Consider the following 20,724-nt stretch of genomic DNA (forward strand, 5'->3'; position numbering starts at 1 on the left):
AAATACCACCGGTGGTCGACACAATGCCCCCGAGGCGGGATTCAGCCGAGCTTGCGCGAGCGTAGCTCATGCCCCCTGGAGGTTCTGCACCGCCCGGATTCCAGATCCCACTGCCACCCGTGCAAATTGCAGGTCAGGATATTTCCTTCGACCACGCCGAATTTCGACAGATCCGCCTTCAGATGGGGGCAGCGGCGCTGGACCTCCCACCCGGCCAACTCCGTTGAGGCGGAATCGTCGTGCGCCTCGGCGAACCAACCGTCCGCGTAGGCGATCCGCTCATCGGTGAGGCATTTGAAGAAGGTGTACAGGAATTCGTTGTAGCCGCCGATGCGCCACGCCTGGAATCGAGTGGACAGGAAGATGGTATTCACCCAGTCCGGCTCGTCGTCGCGCAGTACGGTGCGCACCAGTTCCGGCGCGATCCGGAAACCGTAGCGGTACTTGCCTTCGCCCTCGATCGGCCCGCGCACCACCCGGTTGGGAAAGTCCAGCACAACGGTTTCGGCGCCGATGACCAGGCCGACCGGATATCCGATGCCGTCGCAGATCAGATCGCTCTGCTTCATGATCGGCTCGAACAGCGCCTGCAACTGGTCCAGCAGCGGCTCGTCACCGGTTGTTGCCCAGGAGGCCTTTTCGGCCGCCAGCACCGGTGCGAGACGCTGTGCCATCAGCTCGATGTACTCGGCCTTGTTGTCGTAGATCAGGCCGGGCTCGAACGGATGGGTCAGTGACAGTTCCGCACCGCGCACATCGGCGACCGAACCCGGGATCATCAGGATCCCGCCCTCGTTGCCGTGGATCTTCATCTGCTCCAGGAACACCATCTGATCCGGGAAGATGTTGCCCTCGTCACCGCGATCGTCGTTGAGGTAGCGCAGCTCCTCGTCGAGGAAGACCGGCGGACCGGCCGAGGGGACGACCCAGGTGGCACCGACCTGTTCGATATAGCTGCGGGCACGGTCCATGCCGCGCTGACGCTTCTGCTTACCGAAGTTCGACTTGGTGCGGTTCGGAATGTCGTAGACCATCGGGTACCAGATCGCGCCCGAGTACTGCAGCAGATGGATATCGATATGCCCGAACGCGTCGTGCAGCACATCCATATCCACCGGACGGGCATCGTTCATGTTGAAGCAGGTGGTCTCACCGTCGGAGACCACCAGCCCCGAGTCACCGATCGGACCGTCGGCGGGCGCGCGCAACGCGATGATCATGATGTCGATCTCGCCGCCGGGACCGCTCACCCGGTGCTTGACCGAATCCTGGGTCTCGAAGAACTTGTGGAAGCCCAGCTTCTCCAGTTCGCGCCGCAGGTCCGGCACCGGATAATCGGGCAGCAGTACGGTCGCGTCCTTGTTGACATGCCGCGCCAGGTGCGCCGCGTCGAAGTGGTCGCGGTGCAGATGCGAGACGTACAGGAAATCGCAATTGCCCAGCTCATCCCAGTCCAACTGGGTGTTGTCCGGAAACGGGAACCACGAAGCGAAGTACGCGGGATTGACCCAGGGATCGCAAAGGATCGACCCGGCCGCGGTGCGGATGTGGAATCCGGCGTGTCCGACGCTGGTGATCTGCACGAGCTGCTCCTCCTGACCGTTACCAGCCACCTAGGGTAGTGGTTAGGCGGAAACGTCGCCGATGCAGTAGCCCTCGGCACCCTCGTTCAGGGTGAAGGTGCGGGTCTGGGTCACACCCGAGGAGTTGGTGACCGGAACCTCGACCGTGAGGTAACCCGCGCGCAGCCGCTCCGAACGGATCTCCTGATCCGCGAATTTCGTGATGCCGGTCAGCCTGCCCGGATTGTTCGCCAGCGGTGCGGACGTCGGGCTGCCGGATCCGGTGGGATCCCAGTTCGCGGGGCTGGCCTTGCAGACCAGCGGATAGGTGCCCTCCTTATCGGCGGGATCGAGCGGGGTGCCGACGAAACGGGCGAGGTAGCGACGCACGGTATGCCTGGCGTCGGCCTCGTTGGGCCCGGGCTCGGCGCCGTCCTGCGCCACCCACGGGCAGGCGGTCTGGTTCGAGTTCTTGATGCCCGACTCGATCGCGGCGCGGTCGAAGCTGATCGTGGTACCCGCGTTCTGCCAGGTGACGCTGCTCTTCGTGACGGTCGCGGACTGTGTGATGGCGGTCAGAATCGCCTTCTTGTCGGTGGACATATCGCTGACATTGCCCGGGGCCATCATCCAGCACTTGGACTGCAATTGGGCGGGCGTGGACCGATCCAGTGCCGCGCCGAAGCGCGATACGACATCCGCCGCGCCGGGTAGGCCGGGGACCTCGCCGACCGGCACGCTGAACGCCTGCGCGGATACCGCCGTGGTCGTGGTCGGAGTCGCGGCCGAGGGTGTCGTGGTCTTCGCCGATGCGTGGGGCGGCTCGTCACCGGGTATGCCGGAGACGGAGTCGCACCCGGTGAGCAGGACAGCGCTGGTCAGTGCCAGGCCGGTCGTGACGGCGAGGAGCGCCCTTCGTGTCCGCGGGTCCTTCGGGTCGTGTTCACGCGGTATCGGGCGGGCGCGTTCCACTTCGAGGGTCCTCTTTCGTAGGCGTTCAGGGTATGAGCGACGGGTCCGGCACGCGCGCGGAGGCGGCGGCTCTGCCGGATGGGACAGTCAGCGACTACGCTAGCGGAATTGTGGAACCCGTCTACCGGACGATTGTCGGGCTGGCCCGTACCGTCTTCTTCGTCGAAGGTCTGAAGTTCACCGTCAAGGGCGCTGAACATATCCCCGCGCGCGGTGGTGCCGTTATCGCGGTCAACCACACCGGCTACATGGATTTCACCTACGCGGGTCTGCCGGCGCGCACCCCCAAGCGGTACGTCCGCTTCATGGCCAAGAAGGAGGTGTTCGACAACAACATCTCCGGCCCGATCATGCGGGCGCTCAAGCACATTCCGGTGGATCGTGCGGCGGGTGCCGACTCGTACAAGGCGGCGGTCGAATACCTCCGCAGAGGCGAGTTGGTCGGCGTCTACCCCGAGGCCACCATCAGCCGCAGCTTCGAGATCAAGGACTTCAAGTCCGGTGCCGCGCGCATGGCGATCGAGGCGGACGTGCCGATCATCCCGATCGTCATCTGGGGCGCTCAGCGGGTGTGGACCAAGGGTTTTCCGAAGCGTCTGGGCCGCACCAATACGCCGATCTCCATCGCGGTCGGCGAGCCGATCCAGCCCCATGAGCCCGCCGCCGAGCTGACCGCGCAGCTGCGCAGCACCATGCAGGCGATGCTGCTGGATCTCCAGCAGGACTATGTGCACGAACCCGGCGCCTATTGGGTGCCAGCGCGTTTGGGTGGTAGCGCGCCCACCCTCGAGGCGGCCAATGCCATGGACGCCGCCGAGGCCGAGGAGAAGGCGGCGCGCCGGGCGGCCAAGGATTCGCCGTAGGGGAAGCGATGTCGCGGGAACCGGTTTACGACATTCTCACGGGCTTGGTCCGCACGCTTTTCGTCGTGCAGGGGCTGCGCGTGGATATCGTCGGACAGGACCGGATGCCGCGCACCGGCGGTGCCGTACTCGCCGTGAATCACACCGCCTACCTGGACTTCATGGAGGTCGGGCTGGTCGGGCGCAATTCGCGGCGCAATGTTCGTTTCATGATGAAGGCCGAACTCGAACACGGCTTCGTCGGGTTTCTCATGAAGCACTGCAAGGCAATCGGCGTCGATCGCAGCGCCGGCGCGGGTTCCTACCGTCGCGCGGTCGCGGCGTTGCGTGACGGTGAGCTGGTCGTGGTCTACCCGGAGGCGACCATCAGCCGCAGCTTCGAACTCAAGGAATTCAAGTCCGGTGCCGCGCGCATGGCGATCGATGCGGACGTCCCGATCATTCCGATCGTCATCTGGGGTGCCCACCGCATCTGGACCAAGGGTTACCCGAAACAACTCGGCCGCCATCGTTTTCCGATCAATATCCGCATCGGTCACCCGATCCCGCCCGTCGACCCGACCGACGATCTGACCGTCGAACTGCGCGCTCGGATGGGCGAACTGCTGATGGACGCTCAGGCGAACTATCCGATGTCAGCGGGCGAACCATGGGTACCCGCCCGCCTCGGCGGCACCGCCCCCACCCCCGCCGAAGCCGCCGTGCTCGACCGGCAGGAGTTGGCCCGCCGCGCCGCCCGCAGCCGTCCAGCCTCGCCGCCAACACATTGAGCTGGGCTGGTGGCCCGTGCCGAATCTGACCGGTACCGGGAGCCAGGGCGTCATCGACCCACGCGATGTTGCTGCGGTCGCCGTCGAGACGCTGACGACCACCGGCCTACGCGGGTCGCGTCTACACCCTGACCGGCCCCGAACTGCTCACCACCGGGGACCCGGCGGCCGCACTGGCGACCGTCCTCGGTCACCGCTCGAGGTGTCGGGAGACATTGCGCGCGAACACATGATCGCGGCAGGCGTGTCCCCGGAATTCGTCGGGGGCGCACTGGCGGGCCAGGCCTATGTGCGTGCCGGCGGCAATGCCGTCCGCACCGACGACGTCCGCCGAATCCTCGGCCGCCCACCCCGCACCTACGCCGAATGGGCCGCCGACCACGCCACAGCCTTCACCCCGACCCCCCCCCGACCAACGCATCAGCTGACCAAACCGCGCCCGCATCCGCGGCCCCGAAGCACCTCGCCAGCAATGTCCGATTTTTGTTTGGGGCCAGTATCGGACTACAGTTTTGGACGCACGCCGATGCGGCCCAACTCCCGGACCACATCCGAGCGCATGCGGATGTAGCGCAGCTGGTAGCGCATCACCTTGCCAAGGTGAGGGTCGCGGGTTCGAATCCCGTCATCCGCTCCACTAAAACGCCAGGTCAGTAGCGTGAGCTGCTGGTGTAGGCGTGTATGTCACCACGTCACCACTTACGGTCTCAACGGCTTGTCAGGGCACCTCCTGGCTCCGGAATTTGCTACTGATCGTGACGGCTGGCAGGGGCGCGGCTGATGTCAGAGGGATCCTGTTGGATCAGCCCGTGACTGTCTATGACGTAGCCCGCCAGCTTCCGACCATCGCCGGCCTGCGGGACCTGTGCCGCTCGCTTGCGATGCTCGACGCGATCCTGAGCCCGGACTGGGAAAGCCGGTATTACTCCTTCAATGCCGCTTGGGCTGAAGGCGAGGAGGTGGCCTCGATGAGCAACGGGTCGGGAGACGAGTACTCCATCGTGTTCTCGGTGGCCGGGGTCTATGTCCGCGGATTCAGCCACGAATCGCCGATGAGCCCGTATGGCAATGACTGCCAGCCCTGGCCGGGAGTGGTCGACCATGTTCCCGATGTCTTCAAACCCTTCATCGAGGAGCCGGCGTTCACCGACGAAGACGGCGTGCCCGTGGTGACAGCCTGCTTGTGGCGGGAAGCGACGGATGATCAGTGGCACCACGGCACGATCGAGTTCCCCTCGGACCGCGCCGACCCTGATGGGGCGAGAGGTCTGTTCCAACTACTGGTCGACGGCTCACCCGAAGCGTTCCAGCGCTTCGCCGAGGACTATTACGAGGTCTCTGTGGACCTGGAAGCGGTGAGTGAGGTGTATGCGTTGCGGCCGCTGGACCAGGGACTTGTGTCGTCGTTGAACGTGGAGGTCACCCTGGCGGACCTGGCCCAAGACATCTCCGAAATCGGCTATCCGCAGGCCCGCTGAGCGCTGATCTGTCTGTTCACCAGCACGTTTTCAACTGGTGGGCTCGCGTAATCAACTGAGTTGGCGAGGGGGCCAGCCGCTGGGGGACCGAAATCGGGGTGCGGTGACGTAGCGCTCCAGGTCGCTGCCGCCTCGGCGGCGAGTTTCGTGGTCGTGACGTAGTGGTAGCCGAGCGCGCCGGCGACGAGGGGGGCGGGCATCTGCTGGAATTGTTGCGCATGGCCGATGTGCGGCCCGGAACGTTGAGGACGCCAAGGGCTTTCAGCAGGCCACCCGATGTCTGTGGGGTGCATCGGTTGCCCGGCCCGGCGACCTGGGAACAGCCAGCGCGATCACGGTTGGCGGCGGATGAATCCGCATGCAGTTGGGCCACACTCAACACCCGACGCGCCGGGGATCGCTACCATCACCACTGCCGCGGCATCCGAAATCCACTGGCAGGAACCATAATTGCCGCTCCGAGCTAGTCGATGTGCACACCGTCGCGAGTTCGCATCCAATGCAAGTGGCGGCGGAAGTAGTAATTGCGCGAAAACAGTGAAGTTGCCTTGACCAGCGGTGATGGCGGTGTCGGTGCCTGGTGAGATGATCCGATCCGGTTCGCGATAGGTCGTAGCCGATTCCACGATGGCAGGAGGTCTCATGCCCCGTCCGACCAGCGACGTGCAAGCATTTGAAGCCCACGCAACTGACGCTGACCTCGACGATCTGCACGCGCGATTAGCCGCGGCGCGGCTACCGGAGGCCGAGACGGTCTATCGCGCCGCGCCCGACCCGCGCCGATGGGAACAGGGTGTTCCTCTCGCCGACCTCGTCGATGTCGTGAACTACTGGCGCACCGGGTACCAGTGGCGGTCGTTCGAAGAGCGCCTCAACCGAATCGGTCAGTTCCGCACGACCATTGACGATCTGGGAATCCACTTCTTGCACCGCCGATCCGCGCGCGCAGATGCCACTCCTCTGATCCTGACCCACGGCTGGCCAGGCAGCATCGCCGAGTTCATCGATGTAGTAGACGAGCTGGCAGATCCGAAAAATGCAGACACGCCAGCGTTCCATGTCGTGGTCCCGTCGCTACCGGGCTTTGGTTACAGCGACAAGCCGGCCACCACCGGATGGGGAACCGAAAAGATCGCGGCGGCATGGGTGGAACTGATGGGAAGGCTCGGCTACAGCAAGTTCGCAGCCCACGGCGGCGACTGGGGAGGCAATATCACCACGGTTCTCGGCGGCAGGTTCCCGGCGCACGTTCTCGGCATCCACACAACGTTCGCGGAGGCACCGCCCGGGTTGACAACGGAGGGGCTGACGGCGGTCGAGCGCAAGTGGACCGAGGAAACCCGCGATTTCTGGGGCGGATCGCCGACGCGCCACCGCGCGGCGTACGCGAAGCAGCAGGCGACTCGACCGCAGACCATCGGCTACTCGCTCGTCGACTCACCGGTCGGGCTTCTTGCCTGGATCCTCGACAAGTTCGCTGAGTGGACAGACACCGAAGACAGCCCGTTCGAGACGATTTCCAGAGACCGCGTTCTCGACGACGTCACCCTGTACTGGCTGACGCGGACCGGCGCATCGTCGGCCCGCATCTACTACGAAAGCCACAACTCGCTCGACCCAGAACTTCGGGTCGACGTTCCGTCAGCAATCACGATGTATCCCCGTGACATCGATAAGTGCCCGCGCCCCTGGGCACAGGAGCGGTACCGACAGATCGTCCGATGGAGGTCGCCCGAAAAAGGGGGACATTTCCCGTCGCTGGAGGTTCCCGAGTATTTCGTCACGGACCTGCAAGAAGGCCTCGCGGCAGTGCTGGCCGCTAGTCGGTGAACGCGACTGGATGCCTGCACTCGGATCAGAGCCATCGCCGCTGGTCAAGTCGGTTGCCACCGTTGGCGGACCACCGCGTTTCCAGTCGTGGGACCATCGACATCAGGCGATCCGCTGGGAGAACATGTTCCAGATTCGTTATGTCGACTGGTCATGGCGACGGCAACTGAACGTCCGTCTATGCCGAATGCAGGATATGTAGTCGGCACTGTCGTGGTCTTGGGGTGGCAGACAACCGTGCTGACGGGGATCAGCCCCGCGGTTGGGCAGTCCCCTGAAAGCGCGCGCATTGTGTGGTGGCAGCTAGGGCCTCAGCACGATTTTGCCGTGGGTGTGTCTGCGTTCGAGTTCGGTGTAGGCCTGACGAACCTGCGTCAACGGGTAGACGTTCGCGATCGGGACTTCGAGGTGTCCGGCGGCGATCAGGGCGGCCAGTTCGGCGAGGACCTCGGCGCCCGGCCTGGCCTTGGTCCCGGGTTCGGTCTTGACCCCATACTTTGCGGCCGCCGCGAAATCGGCGATGGTGTCGATCCGCTCGATTGCGACGCCGAGAGCGAGGGCCAGTTCGACGTACCCATCGCCGTAGGTGTCGATGAAGGCATGGATGCCGTTGGGTGCGGCGGCCTTGATCCGGTCCGTGACGCCGTCACCGTATGCGACGGGGACCACGCCGTGGCTTTGCAGCCACTCGTGGTTGCCCTCGCTCGCCAGGCCGATGACCGTGGCTCCGACACGGCCCGCGAGCTGAACGGCGAGCGAGCCGACTCCTCCGGCGGCTCCGGAGATCACGACGCTCTCGCCCTGCTCGAGCTGTACGGAATGCACTGCCCCCCAAGCGGTCACGCCGGCGACGTACAGGCCACCGGCCACCTCCCATGAGACGTTCTCCGGTTTGGGAGTGAGGTTGTCGACGTCGACCAGGACCAACTCGGCTTGGGCGGCCCGCAGCTCGGAGAATCCGATCACCTCCTCGCCGACCGAGAATCGGTCGGCTCCCGCGCCGACCTCGGCGACGACTCCGGCGAGATCGCTGCCCTGCCCGGAGGGAAAGGTCGAGGGAAAGATGTCCGCCATCGCGCCGGTGCGTATGGCCGCCTCACCGGGGTTGATGCCTGCCGCTTTCACGTGCACGAGGACCTGCCCGTCCGCGGGCAACGGGCGCTCGACCTCCTCGATCCGCAGGACGTCGATTCCGCCGAATTCGTCGTACCTGACTGCCTTTGTCATTGTCTTGCTCCTCCTCCGACGCGCGGCTGACTTCGGGAACGGGAACGGTTCGCACGGGTGTGCCCGTCACCAGGGCACTGTTCCGGCGTCGTCGAAGAATCCGCCGGTCGGTCCGTCGTCGGGCAGGGTCGCGAGGTGAATCGCGATCGCCGCGCCCTGTTGTGGCGTGCGGACGCCTCGAAAGCCGTTGAGATCGGTGGCGGTGAAACCGGGGCAGCCGGAGTTGATCAGGATGTTGGTGTCGCTCAGTTCCTTGACGTATTGGATCGTGACGGCGTTGAGAAACGTCTTCGATGCCATGTATGCGGTGATGGCAAAAGAACCGATCTCGGTACTGGGCAGACCGGGTGTGGTTTGCAGGGCGAGCGAGCCCACGCTGCTGGACATGTTGACGATTCGCGGTGATGCCGAGCCGCGCAGCATCGGCAGCATCGCGTTGGTGACGCGGATGACGCCGATCACGTTGGTTTCCACGACGGTCCGTAGGGTCGCGGGATCTACCGTGATGGGTGTCTGTGGATGATCGCCGACGATTGCCGCGTTATTGACCAAGACGTCGAGCCCTCCGGCGTGGTCGGCGATCAGCTCGGCCGCGGCGGCCACACTCGCGCCGTCGGTCACGTCGAGCGGCACGCCGAACGCATCGGTCCCGGCCGCGCGCAACTTCTCCACCGCGGTCTCGCGGCGCTGTCGATCCCTCGCGCCCACACCGATCCGCCAGCCGAGGGCGCCCAGGCCCGCCGCGATCTCGTATCCGATTCCTTTGTTCGCGCCGGTTACCAGCGCGATCGTCTGTTCACTCACACCGCCGATCCTGCTGCGGCTCCGGGTGTAGCGTCCAAGACCGATCGGGTGGGCGGCGATACCGCACGGGTATTGGTAGTGGTCATCGCCGGATACCATGACCTGGTGGAGACGCGGGAGATGCGATACTTCGTCGCCGTCGCCGAAGAGTTGCACTTCGGGCGGGCGGCGCAACGGCTCGCGATGGCGCAACCACCGCTGTCGCGGGCGATCCAGCAGCTGGAACGGCGGCTCGGAGTCGTTCTGCTGCACCGCAATTCCCGCGCGATCACGTTGACCGAGGCCGGGTCGGTGCTGCTGCGGGAGGCCCGGCTTGTTATCGGCGCGGTCGAAGCCGCCGAGCGCCGTACCCGCCGCGCCGCTGCCGACCGGCCCGGTGTGGTGCTGGCCGCCAAGGCAGGAGCGTCGAGCGAACTGTTGTCGAAGCTGCTGGACGCCTACGCCGCCGACCCCGGCGCGGTCGCGGTCGAGGTGGTGCTGTGCGGGCCCGGCGAACCGGAACGCCTGTTACGCAACGGGAGTGCCGACGTTGCTCTGCTCCACCGGCCCTACGACACGACGGCCGGATTCGACACCGAGGACCTCCACACCGAACAGCAGGTCGTGGTCCTGCCCGCGGGACACCCCCTCGCCAACCGACCCCACATGTCGATGACCGAGGTCAACGCCCTGACGGACCTGCCCCTGCCGCGCTGGCCTCGACCGGATGGAAGTTATCCGGACGGCCCCGGCCCGCAGGTACGCGACCACACCCAGTTGATCCAGCTGATCAGGCTCGGACGGGCCTGCGCGGTCATGCCCGAGTCGCTCCGAGCCCAACTACGCGACGATCACGCCATCGTGCCGGTGCCGGACGCACCGGCCGTCACGACCGTCATCGCCTGGCCACCACACAGCAGATCCAAAGCCATCGCCGACCTCGTCCGTACGGCGACCCGCCTCTAGCCGACGACACCCGCAAATGGCGCTGGGCGCGCGATCCGCGAGCGTCCGGATCTGCCGCATACCGCGCTGATCGAACCGGTCGGAGCGGGGCAGGCGACCTGTGGCTGTATCGATTCGAGGCCGACCGTACGCACCGCGCCATGACGATGACCGTGCAGCGGCCCTTGCTCGGAGACCGACTCGGCTACTTGCGGATTTTCGGTGCTCGATTGTGTTGAGCCATCACCCAGGCGTTTCGAGGTCGTCGGCAGTCGTCTCGTCGAGAGAACCACGTCCGGGATCCCGATCGCCGGCTGGCCCGCAACCTATGGGTTCGTGCTGAAACCTGGGATCGGTAGGTGGCGCGCGCGGCATCTACTTGCCCCATGACATCTTCTCAACCTCCCACAAACCAACCGCAGCCCGCCGGTTTGGACAAAAAGACCAGCGCGATCCTGTCGTACGCACTGGGGTGGCTCACCGGAATCATCTTCCTGTTCATGGGAAAGAACGATCCCGATGTGAAATTCCATGCCTCGCAATCGATCGTCTTCTTCGGCGCAGTCTCGGTGGTCAATATCGTTCTGAGCATCGTCGGCTCGCTCCTCGGAGTCCTGGGGATCATCTTCAGCCTCGCCGGAGGCGCAGTCGCGGTCTTCGCGGTCGTCGTCTGGATCATGGCCATGGTCCAGGCGAACAACACCGGCGGTGTCCGCGCGGAGCTTCCCATCGTCGGAAAATTCACTGCCCCCTATGCCGATCGGTTGGCCAGCTCGGTCAAGTAGCGGCATATTCGAAGTCCCCAAGCTGGATTTCGTCATCGAGGATGCTGTCGGCACCCCTGCCGGCGGCCAGGTGCGACAGTCCGAAGATCAACGGCCCGAGGCTATCTCGGGCCGTTGGCGTCTGCGTGGAACGTCCGAGAATCAGCGTAAGTCGTTTCGTGTCAAGCGGTTCGGTCGGTGCCCTCATCCGTCGTGGTCCCTGCATAGCGGTGATGGGGTTGAGCCCAGCAGCGTGTAATCGGGTTGAGGTGACGACGGGCGGGGCTGCCCATGATTTCCGGCGAGATCACGCAGTGTCTCTATGCCGAGTGGGGCTCGCCCCGACCGGCCGCTCGATGGCCGCTCAATTGGTCAGGCGGCCACCGGGATTGGGGTGTCGGTTGGTTGTGTGCCGTGGGTGGCGGTGTGTGGATCCCAGCGTCGGCCGGTGGTGATGACGGCATGCAGGTGTCGCAGGATGGCGGCGGCGATGGCGGCTTGGGCTTGGGTGGGGCTGAGTTTGTTGTCGTCGCGGCTGGTCAGGTGCCGGTAGCGGGCGGCATAGACAGGGTTGGCGCGTTGGGCGCCCCAGACCGCCCGCCAAGCGGCTAGGCGCAGGCTGGGCCGGCCTTGGCCGGTGAGTTTGGTTCGTCCGGTGAACGTGCCCGAGAGTTTCTCCCGGGGTGCCAGTCCGGCGTGTTTGACCAGAGCGCGGGCGGTGGTGAACCGGGTGGGGTCACCGGTTTGGGCCAGGATCGCGGCAGCACCGACCGCGGAGAGTCCGGTGATGGAGGTGACCAGGTCGGTGAGTCGAAGTTCGTTGAGCACGGCTGTCATTCGGTCCTCGGTGTCGGTGAGGCGGCGTTGGTTTTCGATCCAGTCGCCCAGCAGCAGCTGCACTCGTTCCAGTGCGCCGCGCCGGTGCGCGACCACCCCGGCCTGGTCGTCGAGCGCGTTGAACACGTTGCGCGCGATCCGCAGCGAGGGTTTCTGACCTCCCCGGCGTGTGATCTCGCGGCGGACGGCCTGCTCGAGGCGGGTCATGCCGAGGCGGCGGGTGCGGGACAGATCGCCGCCGTCGCGATCGCAGATCACGCTCAACGTCGCGACCCAGGTGCGAGATCGGAACGGTTGGCGCGCGGTGTCCAGCGCGGCGGGCCACACGCATTCCAGTAATGCGCGCAGCTGCTGGATTTGGCTGACCATCTCCACCAGCAACTGCTCACGTCGCGCACCGAGATGCCGCAACCGGCCCCACGTTTCATCCACTGGTTCGGGGACATAGCAGCGCAACTGCGCGGTCAGCCGGGCGATCAGCACCGCGTCTTTTTCATCGGTTTTGTCGCAGGTGAGGTCCTCGGCGCGGCGTGACCAGGAGGTCATCGACGGTTGGACGCACACGAACGCCATGCTGCGGTCGGCGGCCAGCTGGCCCAGTACTCGCCACCGGTGTCCGGTCGGTTCGCACGCCACCGTCACACCGGTGAAACCCGCCGTGACCGCCCGCTGACCTGCCCAGTCCAACGCGGCACCCAGATCCCAAGCGCGGCATCGGAATGTTTTGCGCGCCAACACTTTCGAGTCGTGATCGGTCACCACGACCATCTGTTTGCGATCAGCCAGATCGATCCCGACGATAGCGTTATCGACCGGGACCAGCGCCCGCAACCGCGCCAAACGTGCGTTTCGGTTGCGATCACCCCGCGACAAGCCACTACTGTTACCCACGAACGTCTTCCTCCTGCGATGGGACACCAAGCCCGACAAGCGCATCAGGAAGGCGTTCCTATCCCGCGGACCGACACGCAGAACGTCTTTCTATGCCGATCTGCGGAAGTTCCGAGGCCCGTCGTTCGAAGTTGTTCTAGCGGTGTGGGGTTGATCCACTCGCCGTTCGGCCACAACATCAAGGACGGCGTCGACGTCGGCGAAGGAATGTTCAAAGTCCCTGGTAACACATGCATGCTCAAGTCGCCTGGATTGCAACGTCGCACTTCTGGATTGGTGGATGCCGGGCCGAGTCGACGTGTCGCACAGCGAGGTCGGCGGGCGACCTCGGGAGGTCAGCTGCCCGGCCCGGCATCCTGTAAGTAGCCGCATACCGCGCTGGCTGAACCGGCCTGCGCGGGGTGACGGAAGATCAACTGGCCGTGCCGCTTCGAGGACCGCTAACGTCAACAACTGCCGAGTTCGGGGCGATTGCGGGGGTGTGGACACGATCTCGGCTACACCGATGACTTTCGGGTGAATCTGTCGTCGATACCTCTGGGTATACCGACAGACAGGAGTCCAGGCATGACGAGACCGTTTCGATCGGGCATGACCTCGGTGCGGGCGAACGGTGTGGATCTCGGCATCGAGAGCTTCGGCCGCGAGGACGATCCGCTGGTCCTGCTGGTCGGCGGCACAACGATGTTGTCCTGGCCCGACGCGCTGTGCGAGCGGCTCGCGTCGGGCGGGCGGCGCGTGGTCCGCTACGACCTGCGCGACTCTGGCGCGTCGACGACCCTCGACCCGGAGAATCCGGACTACGACCTGCGGGATCTCGTCGCCGACGCGGCCGCGCTGGTCGAGGTGCTCGGTGCCGGGACCGCCCATCTCGGTGGAGTCGGCGTCGGTGGGATGGTCGCTCAGGTCGCCGCGCTGGACCACCCGGACGTGTTCTCCGCACTGACCCTCGTCGGCACTCGGCCGGTGGCGCCGGGCCCGGTCGACGAGGACCTGCCGGACCACGACCTCCAGGTCATGGGCGCGCTGTTCTCCCGCCCGCTGCCGGACTGGTCCGACCGCGACGCTGTCGCGGCATTCGCCGCCTCGGGGGCCGAACCGATGGGCAACGATCCGGAGGACGCGTGGGCGACGGCGGCCCGGATCTGGGATCGGACGCCGTCGAGCGATCCCGCGGTGCACCAGGCGAACCAGCTCGGGATGGTGTTTTCCCGGATCGATTGCGCCCCGCGCTGGCGGGGCCGGCTCGGTGAGCTCGACGTGCCCACACTCGTGGTGCACGGTCGCGCCGACCCGTTCTTCCCGGTCGGCAACGGCGAGGTCCTCGCCGCCGAAATCCCAGGGGCACGACTGCTCGTCCTCGACGACATGGGTACCGCTCTGCGCCACGCCGCGGCCGACCAGGTCGCTGCCGCCATGCTCGCGCTGTAGCCGCCCGGTTGGGAGGCATCCTGAGCGGCGGAACGCACAGATGACCACTTCCGGCAGTGCCCAGGCCGTCTCGATTACGGGCTCGGTTGTCTGCCGCGTCGGCGAGCCGCGTTCAGCGGTGAGCCTGTCGCACAATGTTGAAACGGCATGGTTCATCGGGTCCGGGGCCGATGTCGCTCTACGGTCGGGGCGGGGGTCTGCCCGTACTCCCACAGTCTCAGCTCAGTGGTGTGTTCCGTGGTCGGCACGGATGTGACGGAGCCGGCCCGTATCTAGCGTTGTGAGCATGGAAATCAACGCGAACATCAGCATCGACATCAACGTTCACCTCGAGGTGGCCGATCCCCAGGCCGCCGCCGCGATCTACGACGCCGCGTTCGGACTGGGTGACCGGCTCGGGTTCCGGGCTTCGCCGACGCCGACGACCGGTTTCCGTGGATTCATCTTGTCACTGGTGGTGTCGCAGCCCTCCACCGTCGACAGCCTCGTCGGCACCGCGGTCGACGCCGGGTTTGTAGTCCTCAAGCCCGCGAAGAAGAGCCTGTGGGGTTACAGCGCGGTGGTTCAGGCGCCGGAGGGGACGATTTGGAAGGTCGCCACCTCTAAGAAGAAGGATGTGGGCCCATTCACCCGCGAGATCGACGACCTGGTGTTGCTGATGGGCGTGACGGATGTGAAGGCCAGCAAGCAGTTCTATGTCGATCGCGGCTTGACGGTGTCGAAGAGCTTCGGTGGCAAGTACGCCGAGTTCGCGAACTCGGGCTCGCCGGTCACCCTGGCGTTGTACCCACGCAAGGCTGCCGCCAAGGAGGCCGGGGTCTCCCAGGAAGGCAGAGGATCGCACCGCATCGTCATGGACAGCGGCATCGGTTCGTTCATCGACCCGGACGGGTTCGCGTGGGAGGCAACGGCCTGAGCTGGGCGATCAAGCTCCGTCATTGGCGGCGAGGGTCAGACTTTTGGTGTCCTGACAGGGGCAGTGGGCAGGCCGCATCCGCGGTGAGTGGCAGAACGACAGGAGAAGGATGATGAAGTTTTGGACCCACGTCGAGCCACCCGAGCCCATGCGGGGCCTGGAAGTTCCGCCCGAGGTGGTGGCGGCGCTGGGCGAGGGCGCGCGGCCGCCAGTGACGATCACGGTCAACGGGCATTCCTGGAAGAGCCGGGTCGCCCTCATGCGCGGCCGCTACCTGCTCGGCCTCAGCAACGCCAACCGGCAGGCCGCGGGTGTCGCGATCGGCGACGAGGTCGAGGTCGAGGTCGAGCTCGACACCCAGCCGCGCGTCGTCGTCGAGCCCCCGGACTTCGCCCGAGCCCTGGACGACGACCCCGTCGCCCGCACCGCCTACGACAACCTCGCCTCCAGCCGCAAGCGCGAGCACGTGCACGCCATCGAGAGCGCGAAGAAGCCTGACACACGCCAACGGCGCATCGAGAAGGCCATCGCCACCCTGCGGGGCTGAAACCCGAGAAACGAGACGCCGCCGGCTATGAAATCGCCGCGCAGAGTCCTGGCCCGGCGACACGATATTCAGCGCGGCGTAGTGCTGAGCGAAAGACACCGGCGGCAAAGGAGATCGCTCTTGCGCACATGGATCACTCACCCCCATACCCGCAACTTCGCGATGGACGCCCTCGGCCAGATGAAGGCATCTGGCGTCCGGAACCTCATCGAGCCATTTCTCGATGATCCCGACCGATACACGCGGACACAAGCGGCGAAAACGCTCGCCAAGCTGCCTACAGATGACACGGCAACGGAATGACGTTACACGTAAACCCAAGTAGCGCATTGGTTCTGGCGGCTGCGATAACGCTCGGGGCCGGAGGATGCGCATCCGGTGAGAACCAAGCGGCGACGCATACTGACGCCACATCCACTGCCGCACTATGGGACCCCTGCACTCAGGTGACTGCGCCAACGCTGCGGCAGATGGGCGTCGATCCGGACACCAAAGCCTCGACGGCCAAAGAACAGCCAGGATTCAAGTACTGCACCTGGGACAGTTCCAAAGCCGTATGGGCCTACACCATCGGAATCAGATCAACCACGTACCCGCTCGACGCGATCAAAAGAACCAAAACACCATCCACCGACGTCTCGATAGGCAGCCACACCGGCATCCAATACCGCCCCGCCGACCAGAGCGCGAACCGAGCATGCGAACTCGTACTGTCCATACCGGCCGCCGCAATCTACGTCGAGGCATACGAGAGTCCAACTGCTGGTGGTGAATCCGATCCATGCGCACGTGCGCTCAGTGCCGCCCGAATCGTCGAACCTTCTCTCCCGAACTAGAGACTTCGCCTGTGAATCCCCCGGGTCGGTGCACGTAGGTGAAATCGGACACGACAAGCAGGTTCGGGGCCGGCACCCGGAATTGCCCGGCCTTCTGCATGTAGTGAGCAGTGCTGGTCACCCAGGTGTTCGGGTCACATGCCGTCGACGATGAGTTTCTCGAGAACTGTGGGAAGGTGTTTGAGGGCCGTCCGCTCCTGATCGGTCAACTTCATGTGCGCGGCCCGCGCGATCCACGCCGCTCGACTCGTTCGTTCGTCATCGAGTCGGGCGCTGCCCTCGGCCGACAGTGTCACGATGACGCGCCTCTTGTCGCTGGTATCGGCCGCGACGTCGACCAACCCCTGGTCGGCCAGCAACCGCACCGTCCGAGCCATGGTTTGGTGGCGCACGCCTTCCCGATCTGCCAGAGCCACGATCGCCAGTGGTCCCTCTCTGCTCAGATAACCGAGCACTGCGGCTTGCCCCGCCGGCATCGTGTCGACGCTTCTGACGCAGCGCACGAACCTTCCGACGACCACCCGAAGTTGCTCGGCGTCGGTCACGGAGTAGTCGGCATCTCCCACTGGACAAATTATACAGCTTCGCTGTACGTTCAAGATATACAGCAATGCTGTATATCTTGATCCTCTCAGGAGAACCCAACCATGAGCTATCACCCCTACGCACTAGCCTTTCCTGCCGTCGAATTCGACTTGCACAGTGACGATTTCGACAACGGCGGTGCGCTCCCGACGGCCTGCTACAACACCGACGCCGGTGCCAATCGCTCTCCCGCCCTGGCCTGGTCAGGTTTGCCCGACGGAACCCGAAGCCTGGTCATCACCGCCTTCGACGCCGATGCGCCGATCCCGGGCGGACTCTGGCACTGGGTGGTCAAGGACGTGCCTGCCGCCGCGGGGAGCATCAAAGGCGATGCTGGGGCAAGCGGAGGGACCGATCTGCCTGCCGGTGCCATCGCTCTGACGAATGATCTGGGGCAAGCGGCATACTCCGGGGTGCGGCCACCGCCCGGCACCGGCACCCATCGCCTGTTCGTTTGCGCGACAGCACTCTCAGTGGATCGTTTGGAAGTACCGGCCGGCGCAAGCGTTGCGATGCTCAACATCTTGATGATTCCGCATACCCTCGGGCGGGCGGTGATCGTCGGAACGAGCGACGCTCCCGCCTGACAGCCGACTGGGTCCTCGAACAGTCCTCGGCGCTGGGCATACCGTTCGCTCAGCCATCCATGCCCTGACTACGGTTAGGGCCAGTGATCGCTCATGTCGCATGCCGAGCGAACGACCCTAGCCGACATTTGGGGTGCGCGGTGGTCTCCTATGCACTAGCGCAGCGCCGATCGCCGAAAACTCGGTGACTTTCAGCAGTTCACGCCATAGTTTTTTACTCTGCCGAACGCCTACCGGCCTGATCCGAATCGCTGGTCCATCGACCGTCGGGGTGTTCGGGTTGTGGCATTGCGCCAACTCATTGCGGTGGCTCAGCGTCACTTGTTCCGAGCCATCCAGGGTCATCAAGGCCCGACACACTCCGGGCGGTGAGGATAATTGCACGCTCATGCTGATCAGCGCTCGAGTACGGGTACGACGTGTCGACAAGCGTGTCAGCGTCGAACACAGTGTGTGGCCTCGTCGGCCTCCCTGATGCCGCTGGACGCTGCCAGGTCGAACCGGTCAGCGCATGGGCGTGGTCGTTTCGCCGGTCTCGCGGTTTCTTGACGTCGGCTTCCATTTCGTTCCGCACGCCGGGTGGCGGATCAATCTGGTCGAGCAGCTGCGAGATCTTGATGTGAACTCCGCCGTGACTTGACGAACCAGGGGTGGCGACGGTCGTGGCCGTCCATGCCCACCCGGCCGACACCACGCACGGGACCGACGAACATAGGTGGCGTTTGGTTCAGCGTGCGGTGGCGGTCAGCACTGTAGGTCCACATCAGTGGCATTCGCGGCGAAGGATACGTGCACGTGGTCGTAATGATTTGCGGTCGGGCTCCCATTGTCTTCCATGTACGACCAGCCGTTGCCGTCGTTGTATCGCTGCTGCCAGATCACGTAGGTCACACCAAAACGCTGCTGATTGGCCAGCACGAATTCGGCGATCGCATCGCCGCGTGCGGAATCAGATGTCATCAAATCGACTGCCAGGCCGGCGCCGTGATCGTCGTTGCCGCGGCCCAAAGCACCCCCGATGTCGGTGATCCCGAACATCTTTCCGAGCAAGTGGCCCACCTGTGCCACATGCGGTCGGGTGCCGGCGAGTTCGGTCGAACACAGGACGCGTAGGTGTTTGATGTATTCCTCCGCTGACGGTGGTAGTTGCTCGGCCGCAGCTGCCGGTGCCGGCCGTGCCGTCGACGGCGCGGCGGCAGGGGCCGCTTGGACCGCGGCATGCTGAGCGGTCGGGCTCGCCACCCACAACACCACTACGACAATGGCAGCGATGCCACACGCAGCCACAACCACAGCGAGCGGACTGCGCTTGCGGCCTACCGGACGTTTGCGGTGTTGACCAGGCATAATGTCGATTACTGGCTATCGTTGGGGACGCATCACCGATACATTACGAAATGATCTCGGAAATGTCACGCAGACGTGATGCGGGTTGCTGACTTGGAGGACCTCATCTCGGTGGTCCGTCCATCGGATTCAGCCTGAACGCGATCGCACCCACCTGACCTCCAGACCCGATCCAGCACCCCGGTCACCGTGCGGTGAATACGCTCTTGTGCCGCATACCGCGCTGATCGAACCGGTCGGAGCGGGGCAGGCGACCTGCAGGTGGCTGTATCGATTCGAGGCCGACCGAACGCACTGCGCCTTGACGATGACCGTGCAGCGGCCCTTGCTCGGAGACTCGGCTGCTCGCGGCTTTTCGGTGCTCGATTGTGTAATGAGCCATCATCCAGGGGTTTCGAGGTCTTCGGCAGTCGTCTGGTCGAGAGAACCACGTCCGGGATCCCGGTCGCGCCGGCTGGCCCGCAACCTGTGGGTTCGGGCTGAAACCTGGGATCGGTAGGTGGCGCGCGCGGCATCTACTTGCCTCATGACATCTTTTCAAGCTTCGGTCTATCTGCTGCCGCGCCCGGCCCGTGACCCCGACGGCAAGGTGGCTTTCAGCACCGCGACGTTCCGTGGTGAACTTCGAGAATGGTCGCGCATCTGCTGATCTTGTTGGTGCCGTTGGCCTGCTGGCTGCTCGCGGCGCGAGCGCCCCGCACCCGGTGGCGCGTGGGTGCGGTGTTGGCGGTGCTGACCGTGGCCGAGCTGGGTGTGGCGTTCGGGGGCTGGCGAGTGCGCCACTATCAGCACAGTCTCGAGGTGCTGATGATCGCCGCCGGTGTCGTGGTGCTGCTGGCGGGACTGATCTGGGACTGGGCCGATACCGACGGTGGTGGGGTGCGGCAGTGGATCGCCCGGGTGCTCGGCGGGCTGTACGGCGTACTGGCCCTGTTCGTGCTGCTGTTCTTCGTGCTGGGCGACCTCGGCGTCTTCGCGAGCGCCCCAGCCTACGGGGGCAAGGCCGTCGCGACCCCCGACGCCGAACTGCTGCTACCCCTGCCCGCCGGCCTGACGGTCGTCGACGACACGACCAGCTGCGGGGACTCCGACGCGGGGGGCTTCTGCGAGCGCACCTTCGCCATCGCCGCCGCCGACGGCACGCCCGATGATCAGGTGGCCGGCCGCTTGCTCGCTCATCTGGGTGATTCCGGCGGCTGGACATTCGGTTCTGCGGGCGTCGAAAGGCTCGCCGACATGAGCGGTACCCGGTGGCGCGCCTGCCGCACCGCGGGCTGGTGGCTGGATCGTCAGAACGAGCACGTCTCGGTCTTCGCCTTCACCCCCGGCATACCGCACAACCGATTCGCCCCGGCGCAGGCAGCCGTCACCGTTGAATTCGGGTTCTCCCACCAGGTCTGCGAATAGCGCGTGCGGCCCAGCCCGGCCGGCGGCGATCGGACGGATCCGCGCCGCAGCCGATGCCTTTGGGAGCAAACTCCGGTTCATCTCCGCGGCCCGTCGCGCTCACAGCGACGGGCCACCCAAATCTGTTGGCGGCGTGACAACAATCG

22 protein-coding genes and 1 tRNA gene are annotated in these 20,724 nt (G+C 65.2%); 15 read left to right on the top strand and 8 right to left on the bottom strand.

Features of this window, described 5'->3' with window-relative positions; all coding sequences use genetic code 11:
* Positions 1-41: 41 nt before the first annotated feature.
* Positions 42-1,583, bottom strand: coding sequence for a Rieske 2Fe-2S domain-containing protein (locus ACQP2D_RS00595; RefSeq protein ID WP_433681788.1), 1,542 nt, complete (start codon positions 1,581-1,583; stop codon positions 42-44).
* 42 nt (positions 1,584-1,625) lie between these two features.
* The gene (locus ACQP2D_RS00600) at positions 1,626-2,534 is read right to left on the bottom strand and encodes a hypothetical protein (protein WP_433681789.1); all 909 of its coding nucleotides are present in this window, start codon (positions 2,532-2,534) and stop codon (positions 1,626-1,628) included.
* 110 nt (positions 2,535-2,644) lie between these two features.
* Between ACQP2D_RS00600 and ACQP2D_RS00605 the strand changes: the two genes are divergently transcribed.
* Together ACQP2D_RS00605 and ACQP2D_RS00610 are read left to right on the top strand one after the other, a co-directional pair.
* Positions 2,645-3,397: a lysophospholipid acyltransferase family protein gene (locus tag ACQP2D_RS00605; RefSeq protein ID WP_433685958.1), complete on the top strand. Its 753-nt coding sequence runs from the start codon at positions 2,645-2,647 to the stop codon at positions 3,395-3,397.
* Positions 3,398-3,405: 8 nt separating this feature from the next.
* On the top strand, positions 3,406-4,167 hold the full coding sequence (locus ACQP2D_RS00610; protein ID WP_433681790.1) for a lysophospholipid acyltransferase family protein: 762 nt from the start codon (positions 3,406-3,408) through the stop codon (positions 4,165-4,167).
* Between the two features lie 190 nt (positions 4,168-4,357).
* Here the strand turns inward: ACQP2D_RS00610 and ACQP2D_RS00615 are convergent, their stop codons facing one another.
* Entirely contained in the window at positions 4,358-4,549 is a 192-nt protein-coding gene (locus ACQP2D_RS00615) for a hypothetical protein (RefSeq protein WP_433681791.1), read from the bottom strand.
* A 179-nt stretch (positions 4,550-4,728) separates the two neighbouring features.
* On the opposite strand from ACQP2D_RS00615, the gene ACQP2D_RS00620 reads away from it, so the two are divergent.
* The 3 genes from ACQP2D_RS00620 (at position 4,729) to ACQP2D_RS00630 (ending at position 7,475) form a co-directional block, all read left to right on the top strand.
* Positions 4,729-4,804: transfer RNA gene (locus ACQP2D_RS00620), tRNA-Gly, on the top strand.
* Between the two features lie 172 nt (positions 4,805-4,976).
* Complete coding sequence (locus tag ACQP2D_RS00625; protein WP_433681792.1) at positions 4,977-5,645, top strand: hypothetical protein; 669 nt, start codon at positions 4,977-4,979, stop codon at positions 5,643-5,645.
* A 642-nt stretch (positions 5,646-6,287) separates the two neighbouring features.
* Positions 6,288-7,475, top strand: coding sequence for an epoxide hydrolase family protein (locus ACQP2D_RS00630; RefSeq protein ID WP_433681793.1), 1,188 nt, complete (start codon positions 6,288-6,290; stop codon positions 7,473-7,475).
* Between the two features lie 303 nt (positions 7,476-7,778).
* Here the strand turns inward: ACQP2D_RS00630 and ACQP2D_RS00635 are convergent, their stop codons facing one another.
* Together ACQP2D_RS00635 and ACQP2D_RS00640 are read right to left on the bottom strand one after the other, a co-directional pair.
* Positions 7,779-8,702: an NADP-dependent oxidoreductase gene (locus tag ACQP2D_RS00635; RefSeq protein WP_433681794.1), complete on the bottom strand. Its 924-nt coding sequence runs from the start codon at positions 8,700-8,702 to the stop codon at positions 7,779-7,781.
* A 66-nt stretch (positions 8,703-8,768) separates the two neighbouring features.
* Positions 8,769-9,506, bottom strand: a complete 738-nt coding sequence (locus ACQP2D_RS00640) for an SDR family oxidoreductase (RefSeq protein ID WP_433681795.1) — start codon at positions 9,504-9,506, stop codon at positions 8,769-8,771.
* 105 nt (positions 9,507-9,611) lie between these two features.
* Here ACQP2D_RS00640 and ACQP2D_RS00645 point away from each other — a divergent pair, with 105 nt between their 5' ends.
* Both ACQP2D_RS00645 and ACQP2D_RS00650 read left to right on the top strand, forming a co-directional pair.
* The gene (locus tag ACQP2D_RS00645) at positions 9,612-10,451 is read left to right on the top strand and encodes a LysR family transcriptional regulator (protein WP_433681796.1); all 840 of its coding nucleotides are present in this window, start codon (positions 9,612-9,614) and stop codon (positions 10,449-10,451) included.
* 365 nt (positions 10,452-10,816) lie between these two features.
* Positions 10,817-11,215 (top strand): DUF4870 domain-containing protein, encoded by a 399-nt coding sequence (locus ACQP2D_RS00650; protein WP_433681797.1) that lies wholly within the window; start codon positions 10,817-10,819, stop codon positions 11,213-11,215.
* 351 nt (positions 11,216-11,566) lie between these two features.
* Here ACQP2D_RS00650 and ACQP2D_RS00655 read toward each other — a convergent pair whose 3' ends face one another.
* Positions 11,567-12,922, bottom strand: a complete 1,356-nt coding sequence (locus tag ACQP2D_RS00655) for an IS110 family transposase (protein WP_433679144.1) — start codon at positions 12,920-12,922, stop codon at positions 11,567-11,569.
* A 567-nt stretch (positions 12,923-13,489) separates the two neighbouring features.
* Between ACQP2D_RS00655 and ACQP2D_RS00660 the strand changes: the two genes are divergently transcribed.
* The 5 genes from ACQP2D_RS00660 to ACQP2D_RS00680 all read left to right on the top strand — a co-directional run bounded on the left by ACQP2D_RS00660 (position 13,490) and on the right by ACQP2D_RS00680 (position 16,652).
* Positions 13,490-14,353 (top strand): alpha/beta fold hydrolase, encoded by an 864-nt coding sequence (locus ACQP2D_RS00660; RefSeq protein WP_433681798.1) that lies wholly within the window; start codon positions 13,490-13,492, stop codon positions 14,351-14,353.
* A gap of 286 nt (positions 14,354-14,639) precedes the next feature.
* Positions 14,640-15,269: a glyoxalase gene (locus ACQP2D_RS00665; protein ID WP_433681799.1), complete on the top strand. Its 630-nt coding sequence runs from the start codon at positions 14,640-14,642 to the stop codon at positions 15,267-15,269.
* A gap of 112 nt (positions 15,270-15,381) precedes the next feature.
* Complete coding sequence (locus ACQP2D_RS00670) at positions 15,382-15,816, top strand: YdeI/OmpD-associated family protein (RefSeq protein WP_433681800.1); 435 nt, start codon at positions 15,382-15,384, stop codon at positions 15,814-15,816.
* Between the two features lie 120 nt (positions 15,817-15,936).
* Positions 15,937-16,119 (top strand): HEAT repeat domain-containing protein, encoded by a 183-nt coding sequence (locus ACQP2D_RS00675; RefSeq protein ID WP_433681801.1) that lies wholly within the window; start codon positions 15,937-15,939, stop codon positions 16,117-16,119.
* Entirely contained in the window at positions 16,116-16,652 is a 537-nt protein-coding gene (locus ACQP2D_RS00680) for a DUF3558 family protein (RefSeq protein WP_433681802.1), read from the top strand. Before ACQP2D_RS00675 ends, ACQP2D_RS00680 begins: the two co-directional genes overlap by 4 nt.
* 134 nt (positions 16,653-16,786) lie before the next feature.
* On the opposite strand, the gene ACQP2D_RS00685 is transcribed toward ACQP2D_RS00680, so the two are convergent.
* A complete protein-coding gene (locus tag ACQP2D_RS00685) occupies positions 16,787-17,218 on the bottom strand; it encodes a MarR family winged helix-turn-helix transcriptional regulator (RefSeq protein WP_433681803.1) in 432 nt (143 codons plus the stop codon).
* 81 nt (positions 17,219-17,299) lie between these two features.
* Here ACQP2D_RS00685 and ACQP2D_RS00690 point away from each other — a divergent pair, with 81 nt between their 5' ends.
* A complete protein-coding gene (locus ACQP2D_RS00690) occupies positions 17,300-17,824 on the top strand; it encodes a YbhB/YbcL family Raf kinase inhibitor-like protein (RefSeq protein ID WP_433681804.1) in 525 nt (174 codons plus the stop codon).
* A 744-nt stretch (positions 17,825-18,568) separates the two neighbouring features.
* Here ACQP2D_RS00690 and ACQP2D_RS00695 read toward each other — a convergent pair.
* A complete protein-coding gene (locus ACQP2D_RS00695; RefSeq protein ID WP_433681805.1) occupies positions 18,569-18,874 on the bottom strand; it encodes a hypothetical protein in 306 nt (101 codons plus the stop codon).
* An 823-nt stretch (positions 18,875-19,697) separates the two neighbouring features.
* Here ACQP2D_RS00695 and ACQP2D_RS00700 point away from each other — a divergent pair.
* Positions 19,698-19,820 carry a hypothetical protein gene (locus ACQP2D_RS00700; RefSeq protein ID WP_433681806.1) on the top strand — a complete coding sequence of 41 codons (123 nt, stop codon included), beginning with the start codon at positions 19,698-19,700 and terminating at the stop codon, positions 19,818-19,820.
* Positions 19,802-20,578, top strand: a complete 777-nt coding sequence (locus ACQP2D_RS00705; RefSeq protein WP_433681807.1) for a hypothetical protein — start codon at positions 19,802-19,804, stop codon at positions 20,576-20,578. The genes ACQP2D_RS00700 and ACQP2D_RS00705 overlap by 19 nt, the downstream gene beginning before the upstream one ends.
* Positions 20,579-20,724 lie beyond the last annotated feature (146 nt).

The sequence above is a fragment of the Nocardia sp. CA-119907 genome (assembly GCF_050955995.1).
Lineage (GTDB): Bacteria > Actinomycetota > Actinomycetes > Mycobacteriales > Mycobacteriaceae > Nocardia.